This window comes from Streptomyces sp. NPDC093225 (genome assembly GCF_044753805.1).
Taxonomy (GTDB): Bacteria; Actinomycetota; Actinomycetes; order Streptomycetales; family Streptomycetaceae; genus Streptomyces.
The window spans coordinates 18278-37510 of record NZ_JBIVNX010000064.1 but is presented as its reverse complement, the minus strand read 5'-3'; the positions used below and the strand labels follow the sequence as shown (position 1 = coordinate 37510).

At 73.8% G+C, this 19233-nt stretch carries 13 protein-coding genes; 3 read left to right on the top strand and 10 right to left on the bottom strand.

The window, feature by feature from the left end; genetic code table 11:
- Positions 1–324: 324 nt before the first annotated feature.
- On the top strand, positions 325–1956 hold the full coding sequence (locus ACIQCH_RS34490; RefSeq protein ID WP_402587593.1) for an alpha/beta hydrolase: 1632 nt from the start codon (positions 325–327) through the stop codon (positions 1954–1956).
- Between the two features lie 26 nt (positions 1957–1982).
- Here ACIQCH_RS34490 and fxsT read toward each other — a convergent pair whose 3' ends face one another.
- The 5 genes from fxsT to ACIQCH_RS34465 form a co-directional block, all read right to left on the bottom strand.
- Positions 1983–6020, bottom strand: coding sequence for an FxSxx-COOH system tetratricopeptide repeat protein (fxsT, locus tag ACIQCH_RS34485; RefSeq protein WP_402587591.1), 4038 nt, complete (start codon positions 6018–6020; stop codon positions 1983–1985).
- On the bottom strand, positions 6004–7398 hold the full coding sequence (locus ACIQCH_RS34480; RefSeq protein ID WP_402587590.1) for a TIR-like protein FxsC: 1395 nt from the start codon (positions 7396–7398) through the stop codon (positions 6004–6006). The genes fxsT and ACIQCH_RS34480 overlap by 17 nt, the downstream gene beginning before the upstream one ends.
- 64 nt (positions 7399–7462) lie before the next feature.
- On the bottom strand, positions 7463–8233 hold the full coding sequence (locus ACIQCH_RS34475; protein ID WP_402587588.1) for an aminoglycoside N(3)-acetyltransferase: 771 nt from the start codon (positions 8231–8233) through the stop codon (positions 7463–7465).
- A complete protein-coding gene (fxsBH, locus tag ACIQCH_RS34470) occupies positions 8230–10545 on the bottom strand; it encodes a radical SAM/SPASM protein FxsBH, inactivated beta-hydroxylase extension form (RefSeq protein ID WP_402587586.1) in 2316 nt (771 codons plus the stop codon). The genes ACIQCH_RS34475 and fxsBH overlap by 4 nt, the downstream gene beginning before the upstream one ends.
- Positions 10546–10575: 30 nt before the next feature.
- The gene (locus ACIQCH_RS34465) at positions 10576–10740 is read right to left on the bottom strand and encodes an FXSXX-COOH protein (protein WP_402587584.1); all 165 of its coding nucleotides are present in this window, start codon (positions 10738–10740) and stop codon (positions 10576–10578) included.
- A gap of 164 nt (positions 10741–10904) precedes the next feature.
- Between ACIQCH_RS34465 and ACIQCH_RS34460 the strand changes: the two genes are divergently transcribed.
- The gene (locus tag ACIQCH_RS34460) at positions 10905–11828 is read left to right on the top strand and encodes a DUF4231 domain-containing protein (protein WP_402587582.1); all 924 of its coding nucleotides are present in this window, start codon (positions 10905–10907) and stop codon (positions 11826–11828) included.
- Between the two features lie 20 nt (positions 11829–11848).
- On the opposite strand, the gene ACIQCH_RS34455 is transcribed toward ACIQCH_RS34460, so the two are convergent.
- From ACIQCH_RS34455 to ACIQCH_RS34445, 3 genes are all read right to left on the bottom strand, one after another.
- Entirely contained in the window at positions 11849–12328 is a 480-nt protein-coding gene (locus ACIQCH_RS34455) for a hypothetical protein (RefSeq protein ID WP_402587580.1), read from the bottom strand.
- A gap of 115 nt (positions 12329–12443) precedes the next feature.
- Positions 12444–13334, bottom strand: coding sequence for a S1 family peptidase (locus ACIQCH_RS34450; protein ID WP_402587578.1), 891 nt, complete (start codon positions 13332–13334; stop codon positions 12444–12446).
- A 651-nt stretch (positions 13335–13985) separates the two neighbouring features.
- Positions 13986–15260, bottom strand: coding sequence for a DUF5685 family protein (locus tag ACIQCH_RS34445; protein WP_402587576.1), 1275 nt, complete (start codon positions 15258–15260; stop codon positions 13986–13988).
- A 280-nt stretch (positions 15261–15540) separates the two neighbouring features.
- On the opposite strand from ACIQCH_RS34445, the gene ACIQCH_RS34440 reads away from it, so the two are divergent.
- Positions 15541–15975, top strand: a complete 435-nt coding sequence (locus ACIQCH_RS34440; protein ID WP_030205226.1) for a cell division protein SepF — start codon at positions 15541–15543, stop codon at positions 15973–15975.
- 45 nt (positions 15976–16020) lie between these two features.
- Here the strand turns inward: ACIQCH_RS34440 and ACIQCH_RS34435 are convergent, their stop codons facing one another.
- Positions 16021–17202, bottom strand: coding sequence for an acyl-CoA dehydrogenase family protein (locus ACIQCH_RS34435; RefSeq protein ID WP_402587575.1), 1182 nt, complete (start codon positions 17200–17202; stop codon positions 16021–16023).
- Positions 17203–17270: 68 nt separating this feature from the next.
- A complete protein-coding gene (locus ACIQCH_RS34430) occupies positions 17271–19103 on the bottom strand; it encodes an MFS transporter (protein WP_402587573.1) in 1833 nt (610 codons plus the stop codon).
- Between the last annotated feature and the right edge of the window lie 130 nt (positions 19104–19233).

Sequence of the window (19233 nt, the reverse complement as noted above, 5' to 3'; positions counted from 1 at the left end):
CGGGGCCTTCGGCCCTGGCCTACGGCCACCCCAGGCCCGGGCCTGCCTCCGGACCAGCCTGCCATACCGGCTCAAGCGCCTCCCCCACACACCACGGGACCCGCCAGGCACCGCCGAGGATGCGGTGGCCGGGGCGGCGGGCCCACGCGCCGCGGGTACGCCCGCCACCGCCGAGGAGCCGGTGACCGGTGTCGTGCCCACGCCGCGCGGGAGTGGGGGTCCGGTGCGAGGATGGACGGGGCGTTCCGCCGGTGCCGCGTCCCGCCGCGCCCGGGCGGGCACTCGCCCGGGCTCTCCCTCCCCTCCTCCGATCGGGGGACCGCCATGAGGACGTACGCCCGAAGGCCCGGCAGGGCGGTCCTGGCCGTCGCGGCCGCCGTGGCCGCTCTGGCCCTCGCCCCCGCGGGCCCGCAGCCCGCGGCCGCCCGGCCCGCGGCACTCCAGTGGGGTGCCTGCCCGAAGGCGGCGCCCGGCAGCATGCCCGCCGACGCCTTCGAGTGCGCGAAGACGACCGTGCCGCAGGACTACGGGGCCCCCGGGAAGGGGCGGTTCACGCTCGCGCTCATCCGGCACCCGGCGAGTGACCGGAAGGGCCGGCTGGGGACCCTCTTCTGGAATCCCGGCGGGCCCGGCGACGCCGGCACCCGTTATCTGCCCGTCGCAGTCACCGGCTTCCCCGAAGAGGTGCGCCGGCGCTTCGACATCGTCAGCTGGGACCCGCGCGGGATGGGCGGCGGCACGACCCCGGTGGTCCAGTGCTTCGACTCGGCGGCCGCGGAGGCGGACTTCACGGCCGCCGGGGCGCCGCAGGGCGGCGTCCCGCGGACGGACGCGCAGATGACGGCGTACCTGGACTTCCAGAAGCGCCTCAACGAGCGCTGCGTGGGCCACGCCGGCGACCTCCTCGCGCACGTCTCGACCGCCGACAACGCCCGGGACCTCGACCGGCTGCGGCAGGCCGTCGGCGAAGAGGAGATCACGTACTACGGCACGTCCTACGGGACCTTCCTCGGCGCCACGTACCTCAACATGTTCCCCGACCACGTGCGCGCGGCCGTGCTCGACGGCGCGGTCTTCCCGACGGCCTGGGCCGCCCGCGACGCGTCCGACCCGGACCTGTCGACCTTCCTGCGCGTGGGCTCCGACGTCGGCGCGGCCCGGACCATGGACGAGTTCGTCCACCGGTGCGGCCTGGCCGGGCCCGCGAAGTGCTCCTTCGCCGCCGGGTCCGTAGCCGCCACCCGGCAGAAGTGGGACGACCTCCTGGCGCGCATCACCCGCGAGCCCGTGACCGTGGACGGCCAGGACCTGGACGGTCCGGGCCTCGAGGTGCAGGTCCAGAGCGCGCTCTACACCGTCCGGCCCGTCAAGGGCTTCGACCGGTTCCCCGGCTGGTCCGCGGTGGCGGACACGGTGCAGGAGGTGTGGAAGGCGAGCGGGCAGCCCAGGCCGGCCGGCACCGCGCCGCCCCCGCCGAGCTCCCGGACTCAGCAGCCCCCGGCCTCCCCCGCGGCCGCCCCGTACACCACCAGCGCCGGCCGGCAGCGGTCCGTCATCTGCGGCGAGAGCCCCAACCCGGGCGCGGTCCCGGAGTACGTCGACCAGGCGAAGACCTCGGAGCACCGGGCCGGGGTCACCGGCTGGCCCTGGGCCGCGGTCTGCGCCGGCTGGACGGCACGCGCCGCCGACCCCTACCGCGGGCCCTGGAACACCGCGCCGGACGTCCCCGTCCTCGTCGTCGGGAACACCTTCGACCCGGCCACTCCGTACGCGAGCTCCGCCCGGACGGCCCGCGAGCTGCCGGGCGCCCGGTTCCTGACGGTGAACGGCTTCGGGCACACCGAGCTGCTCAACCCGAGCCGGTGCGCCCAGGACCGCATCAGCGCCCTCCTGACCGACGGGACGCTGCCGCCCGAGGGCACCGTCTGCCGCCAGGACGGCACGCCGTTCGGCTGACGGCGCGCCGTGCCGGGCGGCAACCCTCACACCGCCAGCGGCTCCAGGTCCCGGTGCACCCGGCGGGCCTCCCGCGCGTACCGGGTCAGCGCGTGGTCGTCGCCCAGCTGCCGGGTCAGCTCCGCCACCGCCTCGGCCCGCAGCCGCGCGGCCTCCTCCTTGCGGCCCAGCGCGTCGAAGGTGACCGACAGGTTGCAGGCCGCGCTCAGCGTGTCCGGGTGGTCGGCCCCGAGCGCCGCGCGCAGCCGGGCCAGTGCCGCCGTCTCCAGCGCCAGCGCCCCCTCCGGATCGCCGAGGTCCGCCTGGGCGTTGGCCAGGTTCAGCGTGGCGCACACGGTGTGCGGATGGTCGTCGCCCAGGACGTCCCGCATGAGCGCGATCGCGTCCTTGAGCTTCTTCTCCGCCACCTCCGGCGCGCCCGTCCCCCAGTGGAAGACCGCGAGGTTGTTGATGGCGGCCAGCGTGTACGGGTGCCGGGCCCCCGGCACCTGCACGTACTCGTCCACCACCTCCTGGGCGGTGTCGCGGGCCAGCTCCGCCTCCCCCGCGGCGAAGAGGTCGGCCGCGTAGTTCAGGTCGCAGGCCAGCAGGTCGGGGTTGACCGAGGTGTACTTCGCCTTGTAGCGGGCCCGGGTGGCCTTCGTGAGCCGCAGCGCGTCCTCCAGCAGTCCGGCCCGGCGCAGCGACACGGCCAGGCTCTTGCCGGCCGCGAGCGTGCCGGGGAAGGCGCGGCCGAGTCCGTCCTTGTAGGTCTGGTACGTCCGGCTGAGCAGCTGCGCCGACTCCTCGTAGCGGCCGATCTCGCGCAGGTCGCGGGCGAGGTTCTGGGCGGAGGAGAGGGTGTACGGGTGCTCCGGGCCGAGCACCTCCTGGCGCAGCCGGTAGACCTCCTCGTCGATGTTGTACGCGTCCTTGTAGCGGCCGACCATCCGCAGGTTCAGGGCGCGGTTGTTGGCGGCCGCCAGGGTGCGCGGGTGGGCCTCGTGGAAGATCTGGCTGAAGCCGTTGTGCGCGGCGGTGGCCAGTTCCATGGCCTTGCCGTACCGGCCGAGCGCACCGAGGTCCATGGCCAGGCCGCTGGTGGTCATGTAGGTGTGCGGGTGGGACGGGCCGAGGGCGGTCACCTGCCGTTCGAGCGTGACCTCGTCGAGCTCCTTGGCCTCCACGAACCGCCCTTGCGAGCGCAGGATGTTGGAGAGGTGGAAGCGCAGGTACAGGTACTGCAGGTCGCTGTCGCCGAGGGTCTCCTTCCACACCTCCCGCAGTTCGCTGGCGAGTTGGAAGGCGGCCTTGAAGTCGCCGCGCTTCCACAGGTAGCGGACCCGGTCGATGAGCAGCCGCCGGGTCTCCGGCTCGGAGCACAACCGGGCCTCGGAGGTGCCCAGGTGGGGCCAGATGGTGGCGAACCTCGGCCAGGTGTCGGGGTTGTCTATCGGCTCGTCGTCGTCGGGCCGGGCGCCGGCCAGGATGCGGTGCACCGCGTGCCGGGCCTCGCGCTGCTCCTCCTCGCTCAGCTGGGCCCGGATGACGGCCTGCACCAGGCGGTGGACCTGGATGCTGTTGCTGACCTGGTCGACCTTGGCCAGGGCGAAGCGGCCGATCTCGCGGATGACCCGGCCGAGGACCAGCTTCTCCTGGAGCGAGGCGTCGTACGGCTTGAGCGCGTCGATCATCTCCTTGCTGTAGAGGAGGTTCGCGCTGATCGGCTCGGGCGCGAAGAAGGCGCACAGCTGGAGCAGGCGGACCGCGGCGGGCGAGCGGCTCTGCAGGCGCTCTATCGACACGTTCCACGTCGCGGCCACCGGCTCGGGGTAGCCCGCCGGCTGGTTGAGGCCGAGGACGCGGGCGGCCTGCTGGGCCAGCTGTTCGAGGTACGCGGAGACGGGCGTGGCGGTCTCGGCGATCCAGGCGCCGGCCTGCTCGACGGCCAGCGGCAGGTCGCCGACGGCGGTGGCCACCTGGTCGGCGTCCTCCGCCGTCAGGCCGGGGGCGCGCCGCTGGAGGTGCTCGACGGACTCCTCGCGCAGGAACACGTCGACCGGGAGCGCGTCCCCGTACTGCGACCAGCTCTGGTTGCGGGAGGTGACGAGGATGTGGCCGGGTCCACCGGGCGGGAAGAAGCGCTTGAGCGTCTCGGGGTCGTCGGCGTTGTCGAAGACCAGCAGCCAGCGGGAGGTGGGCCGGCCGAGCCTGAGCAGGTCGATGGCCTCCTGGGAGGCGGCGGCCATGTCCTCGCCGGTCTGGGCGCCGAGCCGGACGGCGAGTTCGGCCAGGCCGGCCACCACGTCGTCGGTCTGCTCGGAGGAGATCCACCACACCAGGTCGTAGTCGGCCATGAAGCGGTGCACGTATTCGAGCGCCACCTGGGTCTTGCCCACGCCGCCGAGCCCGTACAGGGTCTGCGGCTGCGGCAGGACGACGGAGATCCCGCCGCCGAGCTGGTCGCGCATCCGCTCCAGGACGATGCTGCGGCCGGTGAATCCGGGGTTGCGGGGCGGCGCGTTCCAGATCTTGGGGACGGTGCCGGGGAACCGGGGTCCGGGGATCGCTCCGTCGGCGGGCTGGGCGGGCCGCTCCAGGGTGCGCAGCAGCGCCGTGGTGGCGTGCGCCTCGTCGAGCCGGAACAGGTCGACCGGGCTGCGGTCCAGGTACGGGGCGCTCAGCCGGACGTCGCCGACGCGCAGCGGTACGAGGCTGCGGCGGCTGGAGGTGAGGTCCTCGCCGGCGATCCGTTCCAGCGCCTCCATGGCGCGGGCGGACTTGGTGAAGGCGGCGGAGAGCAGGACCACGGTGCGGGACGGGCTCTCGCCGAGGGAGAAGCCGCCGCCGAGGGTGTCTCCGGAGCCGGCGGCCGGACCGGACGGCGCCCCGGCGGCCGGGCCGGACCCGAGGCCGGCACCGACGCCGAGGCCCGCGCCGGTACCGGGACCGGCGCCGGGCCGCTCGGCCGAGACGTCCCGCGGCACGACGCGGAAGCCGGCCCGGGTCAGGACGGACTCGACCCAGTCGGCCCACATCCGGTTCTCGGCCACGTAGTACAGCGACAGGTCGGCGGGCAGGGCGGGGCGCCGCCGGGTGAAGGCGTCGCGGATCCGCAGCCGGACGTCCTCGGTGATCGCGGGCATGGCGGTGATCCGGCCCTCGCTGACCACGGAGGTCAGGCGTTCGAAGGCGGACAGCAGGGAGTTGGTCAGGCCCGCCTCGTCGCCGAAGGTGGCGAGGGTCTCCTCGTACGCGTAGTACGGCCGGTACGGGATCTCCACCGCGCCCCAGTAGGCGGTGGCCTCGTCCCCGGCCAGCCCGCTGGGGAACCGGTCGAACCTGACCCGGGCCAGCGCGCGCCCGGCGTCGGCCTTCTCCTTCTCGCCCTCGTCGATGCGCATGGGCACGGGGTAGATCCGGATCCCGCGGTCGGCGTACCGCTCGTCGATCTGCCGGGCGACGGCGGCGGCGCCGTCGATGGACTGGTCGGAGAGGGTGAAGCAGTCGACCAGGACGTCGGGCAGGTGCACGGTGCAGATGTCGGCGATGTCGCTCAGGCCGGTGCGGCTGTCGATCAGGACGTAGTCGTAGTGCTTCTTCATGTCCGCGCGCAGGGCGTCGAAGAACAGGCCGCCGCCGAGCCGGTCGTAGAAGTTGTCCCAGTCGAAGGTGGAGACGGTGGCCGAGTACTCGCGGTTCTGCCGGCCGGCGGAGACGAAGTCGAGGGTGCCGCCGTCGGGGAACTCCCAGCCGAGCGCCTCGGGGGTGAGCGAGACGGCGTGCTGCTGGATGCGGGCGTAGTCGTGGTGCCAGTTCTCGGAGCGCTGCACGGGGCTGGTGGCGGCCCAGGCGTACTCGGTGATCAGGTCGATGACGCCGGTGGTGGCGCCGAGGGTGGAGGGGTCCAGGAAGGGGTGGAAGAAGCGGTGCAGGCCGGGGGCCTCGAGGTCCCAGTCGACGGCCAGCACCCGCTTGCCGTTGGCGGCGAGGATCCAGGCGGTGTTGGCCAGGGCCATGGTGCGGCCGGTGCCGCCCTTGTACGAGTAGAAGGTGACGATGCGTCCGTCACGACTGGCCGTCATCCGTGTCCTCCGCATCGGTGTCGAGGTCGTCGTACGAGGGCGAGGGCGGGGGCGGGGGCGTGGGCCCGGTGGGGCGGGGTGCCGGGGCCGCCGGGAAGGGCGGCGGGGGTGGTGGGGGCGGGCCGGTCATGCCCATCGGCCCCAGCAGGCGCGGCCGTTCGGTGTGGCCGCCCGCCGGGGGGTAGACCTGGGCGTGTCTGAGGAACTGCTGCGCGGCGGCCTCGACCACCTGCGGCAGGATCTGCCCGAGGGCCTCCATGCTGGTCACGCCGTTGGCCGCGGCCCGGCAGGCGGCCCGTCCCTGGCTCATCTTGACCGGCAGGGTGTCCTCCAGCCGATGGACCAACTCGCTCTCCTTCGCGCGGCTCTGGTGGTCGAACCGGTTCCACGGCACGACCACGCTCACCCAGGGCCGGTGCTCCTGGTCGAAGGCGGCCAGGCGCTGCCGGCGCTGCTCGTCGGCCACCGCCCAGCGGTCCACGATGAGGATCTCCGGCCGGGTGGGGGGCTGTTTGCTGTCGAAGTGCCCGGCCTCGTCGTCGAAGGAGGCCGTGGTGGTCTGGTAGTTGAGCGACCGCACCAGGTCCTCGGCGACGTACGCGACCGGGCGGCGGGCGTCGGGGTGGTACGGGTTCCAGTCCAGGGCGCTCTCGCCGTAGTACTCGGCGCTGCGGCCCTCGGGCAGGTCGTGCCGGGTGGCGGCGGCCACCGTGACCTGCATGGTGCGGGCGGTGCCGGCGGGGCCGGCCGGCACCGCGCGGCGGGGGCCGAAGGCGCTGGGGACCATGCGGTAGTCGACGGGGCGGCTGGTGCGCAGCCGGACCGACTCGGCCACGCGGACGATGCGCTTGGCGAGCTCGTAGACGGCCCGCTCGTACTGCTCGGCGTAGCTGCGGAGCTTGATCAGCCCGTACAGCCCGTCGGTGACGTAGCGGTCGCCGAAGGTGTTGTGGTTGAACTGCAACCGCTCGGCGGGTCCGGGGAGCTGGTCGGGCGGTACGGGGACCCACAGGGCCGGCACGATGGCCTCGGCGGGCTCGTTGCTGAGTGCGCTGTGCCGGATGGCCCGCTCGGCGAAGGCGTACCACTCCTTGCCGCACATCTCGCTGGCGAAGTAGCGGGGCGAGAACAGCGGTACGAAGACCAGGCAGGAGGCGAGGGCGGCGCCCAGCCGCTCGGACCAGCCCTCGCCGGAGCGTATCTCCCGGTCCATGAAGCCCGCGGCCGAGCCGGCGGGCAGGTCCGTCAGGGCCATCACGTGGCCGCACAGGTCGCGGAAGAGCCGCTCGACCCACATGTCGGGGTCGGGCCCGCCCGCCGCGTACCTCGGGGTATGCGCATAACTGAGAAAGAAGTACGGCTGCGCTGCTGAAGGCACACGACCCCCGTCCCGTGATGACCACTCACACCGAAAGGAACGATCCCCTTGGGCGTTCAGTCAATCAACGCCTATTTTCGGTCATCCAGGCAAGGGCGTGGTCCACCGCATCGGTGATCTCGAACGTCATCGCGGCCGCCCCTCCCAGTCGCCCCCGGCGCAGTGCGGATTCCGGGAACGCGGAGCCGATCTCCGCGAAATCACCGTCGTCGAGCGCGACATCCTCGTACCCGATCCACCGCGCCTTACCCCGAAGATTCACCACGCACCGGTACTCGCGCACCGGGGGTTTGGGAATGCGGTACTCCGCAAGATGGAAGGCGGTGCACACCGAAAATCCCACATTGATCAGGAGAATCTTCGCCCCCGCCCAGAACAGCGTTCCCAGTGGTGACTCCTCCCCCAAGTGGCATTCCGTCCGGTGCCCCGCGCACAGCCAGCGCGCGTCCCGTCCCAGCGCCGCGAACGACGTCTGCGGATGGGCGCTGCGGCGGGCCCCGGGACTGGTCCGCACGCATTCCGCGAGCCGGCCCATGCCGTGGCTGGGGGTGCGCCACGGATCGAAGGCCGGCATGGCCGCCCGGAACGCCGCCGCCTCGGCCCCGGTCATCCCGGCGGTCAGCGCCAGGTGCGCACCGGAGGTGCTGGAGTTCTGCGCCGTGAAGGCCGGCACGACCAGCGTGCCGGCCGGCCCGAGGACGTCGACCAGGGCGTCGCGCACCGCTTCCGCCGCCAGACCCGTCCCCCGCAGTCCGGCGTGCGCGAGCACCCGGTCGCCGGGGCCCAGTCCCAGCTCGCGCACCTGCGCGTGCAGGCCCGCGGCGCCCCCGCTCACACTCCGGCCCCCTTCAGCTCCGCGCGCAGCTCCGTGACCAGGGACCGGCCCGTCGTGGTGAGCTCGGCGGCGTCCCCCAGCCGGTCCAGCGCCCGCTCGATCCGGTCCGCCGGGCCCGCGTACGGCGACGGCACGACTCCCGCCGCCCGGCGGAAGGCCTCCACCGCCACCCGCTCGTGCACGTCGGCCAGCAGGCGTGACACCGGAACCGGCCGGTCGCGCCAGGGCGAGGGGTGCAGCCACTCCCCGTCCAGCGCGTATAGGTCGGCCACCTCCGCCAGGGCCCGCAGCCGGGCCCGGCGCCGCCCGGTCAGCAGGGCCAGCGCGGTCTCGCGCACCCCGCCGGCGTACGGCACGCCCAGCGCGCCGGGGCCGTGCCGCCCGGCCTCGCCGCGCCCGGTCCGCGGGCCGCCGGCCAGCGGGGTCAGGGTGGTCAGTCCGGCGGCCGCCTGCCGGGCCAGCGCGGGCACGGCGCCGTGCAGCAGCCGCCAGGCGTCCGACAGCCGCCGGCCCCACTCGGCGGCCTCGCCGGCGCCGAGCCGCAGCCGCGGCGGGCGGGTGAAGCAGTGCCGGTACGGATCGAGGTCGTCGAGCGCGGTCTCCGCCGGGCCGGCGCCGTCGTGCCCGGCCGCGCGCCAGCGGCGCACGGGCTGCCAGCGGGAGTCCGACCCGTCGGCCCCGAAGCGGTGCTCGCGGCGCCCGTCGCGCACGACGAACCCGCGGTCGGCGGCCCGCAGCGCGGCCCGGCCCGCCGTGCCGGGGGCGCCGATCCGCAGCAGCCCGAGCGTGGGCAGGTAGACCTCGCCGTCCCGGTACGGGACGGGGGCCGGCAGGTCGAGGCCGGCGCGCAGCACCGCCGCGGCGGCGAGGGCGGCCAGCCGTCGGGCGGCACCGGCCCCGGCGGGCCGGCCCGCGCGCAGTTCCTCCAGCGTCTCCAGCAGCCAGGTGCGCGTGTAGGGGTGGTCCAGTACGGGGTCGAGCGCGTCCCCGGACTCCTCGACGGCGCCGATCAGCTCCCAGGAACGGGCCCAGTCCTCTTCCCAGGAGCGGGCCCGGCCGGTGCCGCCCGCACCGTACGTGCCGGTGGGAGCGGGCGCGCCGGCGAGGTCGTGGTGGAGGCGGGCGAGCAGGACGCGGGTGAGCTCGTGCTGGGCGGCGGCCAGTTCGGCGGGGTCGGCCAGGGCGGGGGCGGTGCCGGAGCGGGCGGTGCGGCCGGCCACGCCCTCGACGAGCTCCTTGAGGTCGGCGCAGTACACGGAGGGGTTCTCGAAGCCGGTGGCGGCCCGGTAGCGGTGGGTGTAGAGCCCGCCGCCGCACGAGCGTACGACGGGGCAGGCGCGGCACGTGGCGCTGACGCCCCCGAGGCCGAGTTGGCGGGCGCGCACCCCCGGGTGGGCGGCGACCTCGTCGAGGGAGTGGGTGAAGACGTCGAAGCCGGTGGCGGCGGCCCCTTCGTAGGCGCTCTTGAGGGAGTCGACCTGCTCCAGGGAGCCGTCGGTCTCGACGACGACGAGGTCGGTGGGGGCCAGCCCGAGGGACTCGGTGAGGCTGGGGCCGCCGGCCAGCGTGCTGAGCAGGGAGGAGAAGAGCCGTACGGGCACCGGCCGGCCGGCGTCCTCCCAGCGGTCGAAGGCGCGCAGCAGCCAGCGCGCGTACGCGTCGGGGGCGCCGTCGGGGCGCGCGGGGGGCGTCTCCCACGTGGCGTGCGGCAACAGGAAGTCGATGCGGGGCGGTTCGAGGGCGACGAGCGCGTCGAGGACGGCGACGGGGTCGTTCTCGACGTCGACGGTGCACAGCAGGCCCTGGTACAGGTGGCGGTAGGGGGCCGAGCGCAGGAGGTCGAGGGCCTTGAGGACCAGCGGGTGGCTGGTGCGGCCGTCCGCGAAGCGGCGGTGCCGGTCGTTGGCGGTGCGGTCGCCGTCGAGGGAGACGCCGACCTTCACGTCGTACTCGGCGAAGAGGTCGAGGTAACGGGGGCCCAGCTGGAGGCCGTTGGTGTGGATGCGGAGGTCGAGCTCCGCGGTGCCGGCGAGGGCGCGGGTGAACTCCTCGCACACCAGGCGCAGTCGGGCGGGACCCGCCAAGAGCGGCTCCCCCCCGTGAAGGATCACGGTGACGGAGGGGAGCGCATGGTCCCGGGCGTGTTCGGCGAGCCGTGCCGCGGTCCGTGCGACGACCTCTTCCGAGATCGTTTTCGGCCGGGCCCGCCAGCTCTGGTCCGCGTGTTCGTAGACGTAGCAGTGATCACATGCGAGATCGCATCTGCTGTGCACCTTGAGGACGATCTCGCGAAATGCGATCAGGCCGGTCATTCCACAGAGGATAGAGCCGTGGAGCCGATGCTAGAGAGCCGAGTTGAAGATCGGGCTCTGGACGGGACGGCCGGATTCGGACGGCAGCACCCGACCCAGTACGGCCTCCGCAGACACGCTGCGTACGTCGATGTCGGCGAGGGAAACGCGACGGGTCTTGTCCGCATCGGCGGCGCGGGTTGCGGTGGTGTTCACGGCAGTCCTTAGAGAATCGGCATGGAAATGACAACTGCGACGCGCTAGTGTCGGTGGGGACTTTACTCTTCTGCACCCCGTAGGCAACCGCAAGACATGAGGCGCGGTCAGGCGTTCTATCGAAAGAGTGAGCACCGGAACGGCGAACTGGGGGGTGAGCTGTGATGGAAAATCGCGGATCTCCGAACGGCACGACTTTCAGGAACGAGGACCTCCCGGCGCTTTTCCACCACGCGGACCGGGCCGCGGTCGCGCGCCAGCGGGAGTCCGTCCGGGCCGTGCGCGCCCAGCTGGTGCTGCTCCTGGTGGCCGCGGCCGCCTCGGCCCTGCCGTCCGGCGTGGCCCTGGGCGCGGTACGGCCGTTCGGGCTGCTGAGCCTGCTGGCGTACGGGGGCGTGCTGGCGATCGGGGTGCACAGCACCCGGCGCCGGGCGCGCCCGCAGTGGCAGCTCAACCGGTCCGCTGCGGAGTTCATCAAGTCGCTTGCCTGGCGGTACGCCGTTCACGGTGCGCCTTTCGGGGCGGCTGGAGCCGACGACGAAGAGCTGTACCGTACCCGGCTGGAGTCGGGGCTGGACGAGCTCAGGAAGATGGGCTGGGCGGATCCGCGGCAGTCGGGCGAGGTCCCGCAGGGCGCCGAAATGACGGTCCCCATGGAGCAGTTGCGGGGCCGGGTCTACGCGGTGCGGCGCGATACGTACGTCCGCGACCGGCTCATCGAGCAGCGCAACTGGTACCGCCGCAGGACCGAGACCTCCCGGCGGGCGACGGCGCTGTGGTCGTGGACGATCGTGCTCCTGACGGCGCTCGGTCTGCTGTCCGCCCTGTTCAGGACCTTCGGCCCGGGCCCGGCGGGAACGCTCCCGGCACTGCTGAGCGCGGCCGCGGCGGCCGCGATCGCCTGGCACGAGATGCGGCGGCACCATCCGCTGATCGAGGCGCACACGCTCATCGAGCAGGACCTGGCGGCGATGATGGTCGTCATGCAGACCACCATCACGGAGGACCAGTGGCCCTCGGCCGTCTACGAGACCGAGCGCTACGTCTCGCCCCAGCACACCGACTGGCTTGCCCGACACAGCAGTTGACGTAGCGTCGGATACGCCGATCAGTCCCTGCGGACCCCTTCCCGCCAGATGACGGTGACCGGCTTCCCGAGGGACCGCGCGTACGCGACGATGTCGCCGGTGCCGCCCCGGCCGCGGGCGGGCCGGCCGTCCCAGACCGCGACCAGCCGGTCGCAGGCGTCGGCGATGAAGGCGCCGGCCGCGTAGTACGCCTCGTCCGTCGACCGGGCGTGGTCCATCCGGACCTCCTGTGCGGCCCGGGCCTTCAGCCGCCGGTAGCGGTCCAGGGCGTCGGGGTCGGCGAAGGTCTGCTCGTAGTCACCGCTCGGGATGACGACCGTCAGGTCGGCCCCGCACTCGAGGGCGATGTCGGCGAAGATCTGGTCGGCGCCCTCGGCGAGGCAGGACAGGGCCTCCAGGGGGCCCTCGTGGGCGCCCAGCAGGGCCCGGAGCCCGTCGCGGACGAAGTCGGTCAGCTCACCCGGTATCGCCCGGTGGCCGGTCACTCCGATCCGCTTCATGCCCGCCCCCGTCGCGTCGACCCGACCGTGCCGGACGCGCCCGCGCGCCCCCGGACATCCTCCCAGAACGGGAGGGTTCGTCCAGGGGCGCGGACGGGGCGCCGGGGGCGGTCGCTCAGTAGACGCTCACCCCGTACGCGGCCAGCGCCTCGGTGACGGGCTGGAAGAACGTGGTGCCGCCCGAGGTGCAGTTGCCGCTGCCGCCGGAGGTCAGGCCGACGGCGCGGGTGCCGGAGTAGAGCGGGCCGCCGCTGTCGCCGGGTTCGGCGCAGACGTTGGTGCGGATCATGCCGTAGACGACGTCCCCGCCGCCGTAGTTGACGGTGGCGTTGAGACCGGTCACCGAACCGCTGTGGGTGCCGGTGGTGGAGCCGCGGCGGGTGACGGACATGCCCACCGTGGCGTTCGCGGCGCTGGTGATGTCCTGGCTGCCCACCGCTCCGGGGTGGCTGAGCGAGGTGTTGTCGTAGCGGACCAGGCCGTAGTCGTCGACCGGGAAGCTGGAACCCACCGTGGCGCCGATGGTGGTGGTGTGGGAGGAGTTGGTCCACCAGGTGCCGGCGCCGTCGGTGCAGTGCCCGGCGGTCAGGACGTAGTAGGTGGTGCCGCTGCGGACGTTGAAGCCGAGCGAGCAGCGCCAGCTGCTGGCGTAGATGGCGTCGCCGCCGGAGATCAGCTTGCTGAACCGCCCGGGGGTGCGTTCGATCCGGAGCGCTCCGGCGTTCGCGCCGGCCGCGGCCCTGATCCGGGCGATGTCGGCCGGGGAGACGCGCGAGTCGGCGACCACGACGAGGGTGCCGGTCGCGGGGTCGGTGTGCCAGGCGGTGCCCGCGACGTCGGCGCGCAGGACCGACGCGTCGGCGGCCGCGAGTCGGGCGGGGCTGTAGCCGCCTCCCTCGTCCGTGCCGCCCGAGGCGCCGGCGGCGGGGGCGGCGAGGGCGACGCAGGCGGCCAGTCCGGCGGCGAGGGCGGTCAGCCGGGTGGGGGTGATGCGCTTCTTCCTCACTTCTCGTTCCTCCCAGGGGGGATCGGGGGCCCGCTAGTGGGGGTCACGGGGGCCCGGTGAGGCGCAGTCGGGGGCGTTGCGGGCGGACCGGAGGCGTCCGGAATGCATGCCCGTCGTGTCCCTGACAAGCGCTGCTCGGGAGTGTCGTGGCGTCAGGTAACGGTCGCAAGGGCGGCTTTCAGCCGCCTTCCGCCCGCCCCGGCGCCGACCGGCGGGGTGGTGCCGTGCGGCGGGAACGGGCGGACGGGGTGGTCCGCGGAGGAGCTGCCGTCGAGGGAGGGGCCGTCGGGGAACGGGCCCTCCCCGGCTTCCGCGGGCGGCACCACCGGGTCCGGCGTCGCGCGCCGGCTCCCCGGAACGGCCGGAATTCGACCTTCCGGGTAGCCGTGGGGGCAGTGGGTTCCGGTCAGCGCGCGCGGCCCGCAAAGCCCGGGCGCGGCCCCGTTCCGGCGGGCGCGCCGGTGCTGCCCGCCGGCGGCGTGCGCCGCGGTGTCATCCGTCATGCCGTCAGATTTCCACACCGGAGCCCTCGGGCATCCCGGGCTACGCCGTACGGACCTGCCCGGACCAGCGCGCTCCTGACACCCCGACGGGACATCGGCGCACGGCGGGACACGCGATCACCGGGGCGCCCGCCGACCGGTGGTCACATCAGCTGCAACCGCAGTCGCACCCGTCACAGCAGCAGTCGCAGTCACAGTCGCAGCAGCCGTCGCAGCCGCTGCAGTCCGGGCAGCAGTTCCCGCAGTCGCAGGCCTCGCACCACGCGTCCCGCTTCTTGCGGGACCACGGGCCCTCGTGCTCGGTGCAGCACATCTGGCAGGTGCAGAACAGCCCCAGGAACGCCGCGCACCCCGCGAGCAGCCCGCGCGGCGGCTTGTGCGGGCGGTGCGGGCCGCCGGGCCCGCCGGGCGGCGGCGGCATCACGGGGCTGCCGGGCCCGTACGGGTTGCCGTAGGGGTTGTTCCCGTACGGTCCGTTGCCCTCGGGTGCGAGGAGCCCGGCCGCCGGCGAACCGTCCGCGAGCAGCAGCCCGGAGCCCTGGCCGCCGCCCTGCGCGTGCCCGCACGAGCTCGTGCCGAAGGCGCGGTCCACGGAGGTGCGCAGTTCGTGGACGAGCAGCAGGTGGGCCAGGCCGCGGTTGGCGAACTCGACCTCCTTGAGCGCGAGCCGGATCCCGTGCAGCGCGTCCTCGCACAGGCGGCGCGCCTCCTCGCGGGAGGTCCCGGTCGCGGTGAGCGGGTTCCAGGCCCCCGAGGCCGCGTCGGCGTCCTGGTCCTCGACCGCGTCCAGCAGGTGCGCGAGGCGGCCGAAGAGGGCGCCGGCCTCGGCCAGCGGAACCGCGTTGCCGGGCCGGCCGGCGAGCACCGCGGTATGGGCGAAGGCGGCCGCGGTCGCGGTCTCGGTCGGCTCGGTCACGGTGAGGATCGGCGTGCCGGGTCCGGCCAGCGCCTCGATGCCGCCCTGCCGGTCCACCGCGTCGACCAGCACGGCCGTGTCGAAGCCCACCGCCGCGCCGGTCCGGGCGCCCGCCCGGTCCCAGCTGCGGGCCACGGTACGGGCGGCGGCCGCCAGCGGCGCCCGGGCCAACACCCCGTCCCGGTCGGCCACGTGGTCGCGCAGCTTCGCCGAGGCGAGCACCAGCGACACCGCGGCGGCGAGCCGCGCGCCCTCGCCCTGGGCTATGGAGGCGCTGCGCATCCCGCGCAGCGGGCAGGGACCGGCGGTGCGACGGTCCGCGGGGGCCGTGCCGGCCTGAGCCTCCGTCAGGACGGAGGCGAGCAGGCCGTCGTAGTTCGTGACGACCCGGGCGAGCTGTCCGTGGTCGCCGCGAAGTGCCAGGCAGAGCCCGCAGAGATGGGCCATCCACTCTGTCTTGAATCGTTCGCCCAGCCGGTGCGTGCATGGTCTGACAATTCCGAACACTTCGGTCCCCCCGTGCATCAAATCGCGTGTGCCGGGGCATCGTACCGACCGGATTTGCTTCACCCGTACGCCGTCCGTCTCACCCGTACGGAGCGATGCGTCGTATTTTCACTCAGTCAGCAGCCGGAGCCGTGAAGATCCTTGCCACGCCAGCGGATGTTCTGCACCAGAACCGTCACGAAACACATGCGCGGCGGCTATCCACTTGGCGCGCTGTCAGCATCATGGACGACCATAGGGGAGCGGAACCAAGAACTGACCGCGGTGAAAGGAGGCGTCCATGGGTTCGGTGCGCAAGGCGAGTGCCTGGCTGGGACTCGTCGAGGACAGTGACGACGAGCGTTACTACGACGACGAGTACGCCCAGGACTCGGGAGCCGGTGACCAGTGGGTCACCGACCCGCGCGTGCGGGTGGCTTCCGACTCGGCCGTCGAGCAGGGCCGCCGCATCGCCACGGTCACCCCGGACGGCTTCCGGGACGCCCGCGGAATCGGCGAGCTGTTCCGGGCCGGCGTCCCGGTCATCGTGAACCTCTCCTCCATGGACCCCTCCGACGCGAAGCGCGTGGTGGACTTCGCCGCCGGCCTGACCTTCGGTCTGCGCGGATCCATCGAGCGGGTCGCGACCCGGGTCTTCCTGCTGACCCCGGCGGACACCCAGGTCGTCAACGGTGAGGGCGGTCGCTCCCAGGACGGTTTCTTCAACCAGAGCTGACACCGGGCCGGGCGCCCGCGGACAGGCGCCCGCCCGGCGGAGCGCCTACCGGAAGGCGTCCAGTCCGGTGAGCGCCTTGCCCAGCACGAGCTGGTGCATCTCGACGGTGCCCTCGTAGGTGAGCACCGACTCCAGGTTCGTGGCGTGCCGCATGACGGGGTACTCCAGGGAGATCCCGTTCGCGCCCAGGATGGTCCGGGAGGTGCGGCAGATCTCGATCGCCTCGCGCACGTTGTTGAGCTTGCCGAAGCTGACCTGCTCCGGGCGGAGCTTCCCGGCGTCCATGCGGGTGCCCAGGTGGTGGGCGAGCAGGACGCCCTTGTGCAGTTCGAGCGCCATGTCGGCGAGCTTGGCCTGGGTGAGCTGGAAGCCGCCGATGGGCCTGCCGAACTGCTCGCGGGTCCGCGCGTAGTCGAGGGCCGACTCGAAGCTGGCGCGGGCCGCGCCCATCGCCCCCCAGACGATCCCGTACCGCGCGTGGCTGAGGCAGCCGAGCGGCCCCTTCAGCCCGGTGACGCCCGGCAGCACCGCGTCGGCGGGCAGCCGTACGTCGTCCATGACCAGCTCGCTGGTGACCGAGGCGCGCAGCGACCACTTGTGCTTGATCTCGGGGGCGCTGAAGCCCGGCGCGTCGGTGGGGACCACGAACCCGCGCACGCCGTCCTCGGTCTGCGCCCAGACCACGGCCACGGCCGCGACCGAGCCGTTGGTGATCCACATCTTGCGGCCCGTCAGGACCCAGTCGGCGCCGTCCTTCTTCGCGTACGTGCGCATGGCGGCGGGGTCGGAGCCCACGTCGGGCTCGGTCAGGCCGAAGCAGCCGATGAGCTCGCCGGCGGCCATGCCGGGCAGCCAGCGCTGCTTCTGCTCCTCCGAGCCGTACTTCCAGATCGCGTACATGGCGAGCGAGCCCTGCACCGAGACCAGGGAGCGGATGCCGGAGTCGGCGGCCTCCAGCTCCAGGCAGGCCAGTCCGTACTGGACGGCGCTGGCGCCGGCGCAGCCGTAGCCCTCCAGGGACATGCCGAGGGCGCCGATGGAGCCCAGCTCGCGGGCCAGCTCGCGGATGACGGGCAGCTCGCCGCTCTCGTACCACTCGGCGACGTACGGCAGGACGCGGTCGGCGGCCCAGCTGCGGACCGTGTCGCGGACCGCCAGGTCCTCGGGGCTGAGCAGGTCGTCGATGCCGATGGGGTCGGCGGGGTCGAACGGCGGCAGTGCGGACACGGTGGGGCCTCCGGCGGCGCAGTAAAAACTAGCGATGGAAGTTTTAAGCCTCGCGCCGACGGTACGGGTCAGGGTGCCGTGCGTCCAGACCCGGCCGCCTCGGCCGCCGCCCGGCACGCGGGACCGGGCACCCTGGCCCGGCGGGCGGGTTCCCCCGTCGGCTGCGCGGGCAGCGCCACCGTACCGGTCGCGGAGCGCGGCGCGCCGACCTCGCGGCGGGCACCGGCCGGTTCCGCGTACGCCGGCCCGGCCGCCGGAGCCGGCCGGGCCCCGGTGGCGGCGGCTGCGGCCTCGGTGGTGCCGGTGGCGCCTGCGGCGTCGGTGGTGTCGGTGGCGTCGGTGGCCGAGCAGTCCATGACCCGGGGCAGCCGCAGTGCGGCGAGCGCGCCGAGCACCAGCAGTCCGGCGCTGACCAGCAGCGTGACGTGCAGCCCGTGGACGAAGGAGGAGCGGGCGGCGGTGTGCAGGGCCCGCCCGGCGTCCCCGCCGAGGGCGGCGGCGATCTGGAAGGCCTCCCCGAGGGAGTGCGCGGCGCCCGCCCGGTCGGCGGCGGGCACCCCCGGCACGTGCGCGAGCCCGGGGGCGTAGGCGGCGTTCATGACGCTGCCGAGCAGCGCGATGCCCATGCCGGCGCCCAGCTGGTACGAGGTCTCGCCGATCGCTGCGGCCCCGCCGGCCTGCTGGGCGGGAGCCTCGCTGAGCATCGACTCGTACGCGCCGAAGAGCGTGGTCTGCAGTCCGAAGCCGAGGAGGACGAAGCCGACCGTCAGCAGCCACGGCCGGTCGTGCTGTCCCATCAGGGTCAGGCACAGCACGGCGGCGGCGGTCAGCAGGAAGCCGAGCGAGACCATCGCGCGGGGGCCGGCGCGGTGCAGGGTGTGCGAGCCGGTGGCCCCGGCGGCCATCGCGGCGAAGGTCAGCGGCAGCAGCCGCAGGCCGGTCTCCAGGGGGCTCAGGCCCAGCACCAGCTGGAGGTACTGGACGGCGATCAGCTCCAGGCCGACCAGGGCCAGCATGGCGAGCACGATGCAGCCGACGGAGGTGGCGAAGGCCGGCCGGGCGAACATCCGCATGTCGATGAGCGGGTGCGCGCGGCGCTTCTGGCGGCGTACGAACAGGGCCAGCAGCAGGGCGCCGAGCAGCAGCGGCCCGAGGGTCCGCGCGCCGAGGACGTCGTGTCCGGCGCCGGCCCGCTTGACGCCGAGCACCACGCCGAGGATGCCGCCGGCGGCCATCAGGGCGCCGAGCACGTCCCAGGGTCCGTTGCCCTCGCCCCGGGACTCGGGCAGCAGCCAGCGGGCGGCCGGCAGCAGGAGCGCCATGAGCGGGATGTTGATCAGGAAGACCGAGCCCCACCAGAAGTTCTCGACCAGGAACCCGCCGAGGACCGGGCCGGTGGCGGCGCCCACCGCGCCGACGACGGTCCAGACGCCGATGGCGAGGGCGCGCTCGCGCCGGTCGGGGAAGACCTGGCGGATGATCGACAGGGTGGCCGGCATGATCATCGCGCCGCCGATGCCCAGCAGCACGCGGGCGGCGATCAGCACCTGGGCGGTGTCCGCCAGCGCCGCGACCGCCGAGGCCACTCCGAAGAGCGCGTACCCGAGGAGCAGGATCCGGCGGCGCCCCGCCCGGTCGCCGAGCGTGCCGAAGAGGATCAGCAGCGAGGCGCACACCAGCGGGTAGGCGTCGACGATCCACAGCAGCTCGATGGAGCCGGGCCGCAGGTCCTCGGTGACCGAGGGGACGGCCACGTGGAGGATCGTGGCGTCGAGGGCGACGAGGAGGAGGCTGATGCAGAGCACGAACAGGACGACCCAGCGGTTCGCACCGCGGTCGGCCGGGACGAGCCGCTGCCAGGGGGAAGGAGACCGGTCCCGGACCGTGTTCGTCCCCTGCATGCATGTACCTCCCAGTGATCCCTCGCACTCGGCGGACCGGCGGTGAGCTCTGGTGCCGCGCGTTGCCCGCGGCGTTTCCACGGCATCCTTCGAGGTCCGGCATCGACTGGCGAGTGAACCGACAGCGTAC

Coding starts and splice junctions, on each gene's coding strand:
- ACIQCH_RS34430 (WP_402587573.1), bottom strand. CDS start 19,103: ATGCAGGGGACGAACACGGTCCGGGACCGGTCTCCTTCCCCCTGGCAG.
- ACIQCH_RS34455 (WP_402587580.1), bottom strand. CDS start 12,328: ATGAAGCGGATCGGAGTGACCGGCCACCGGGCGATACCGGGTGAGCTG.
- ACIQCH_RS34440 (WP_030205226.1), top strand. CDS start 15,541: ATGGGTTCGGTGCGCAAGGCGAGTGCCTGGCTGGGACTCGTCGAGGAC.
- fxsT (WP_402587591.1), bottom strand. CDS start 6,020: ATGACGGCCAGTCGTGACGGACGCATCGTCACCTTCTACTCGTACAAG.
- ACIQCH_RS34460 (WP_402587582.1), top strand. CDS start 10,905: ATGGAAAATCGCGGATCTCCGAACGGCACGACTTTCAGGAACGAGGAC.
- fxsBH (WP_402587586.1), bottom strand. CDS start 10,545: ATGACCGGCCTGATCGCATTTCGCGAGATCGTCCTCAAGGTGCACAGC.
- ACIQCH_RS34490 (WP_402587593.1), top strand. CDS start 325: ATGAGGACGTACGCCCGAAGGCCCGGCAGGGCGGTCCTGGCCGTCGCG.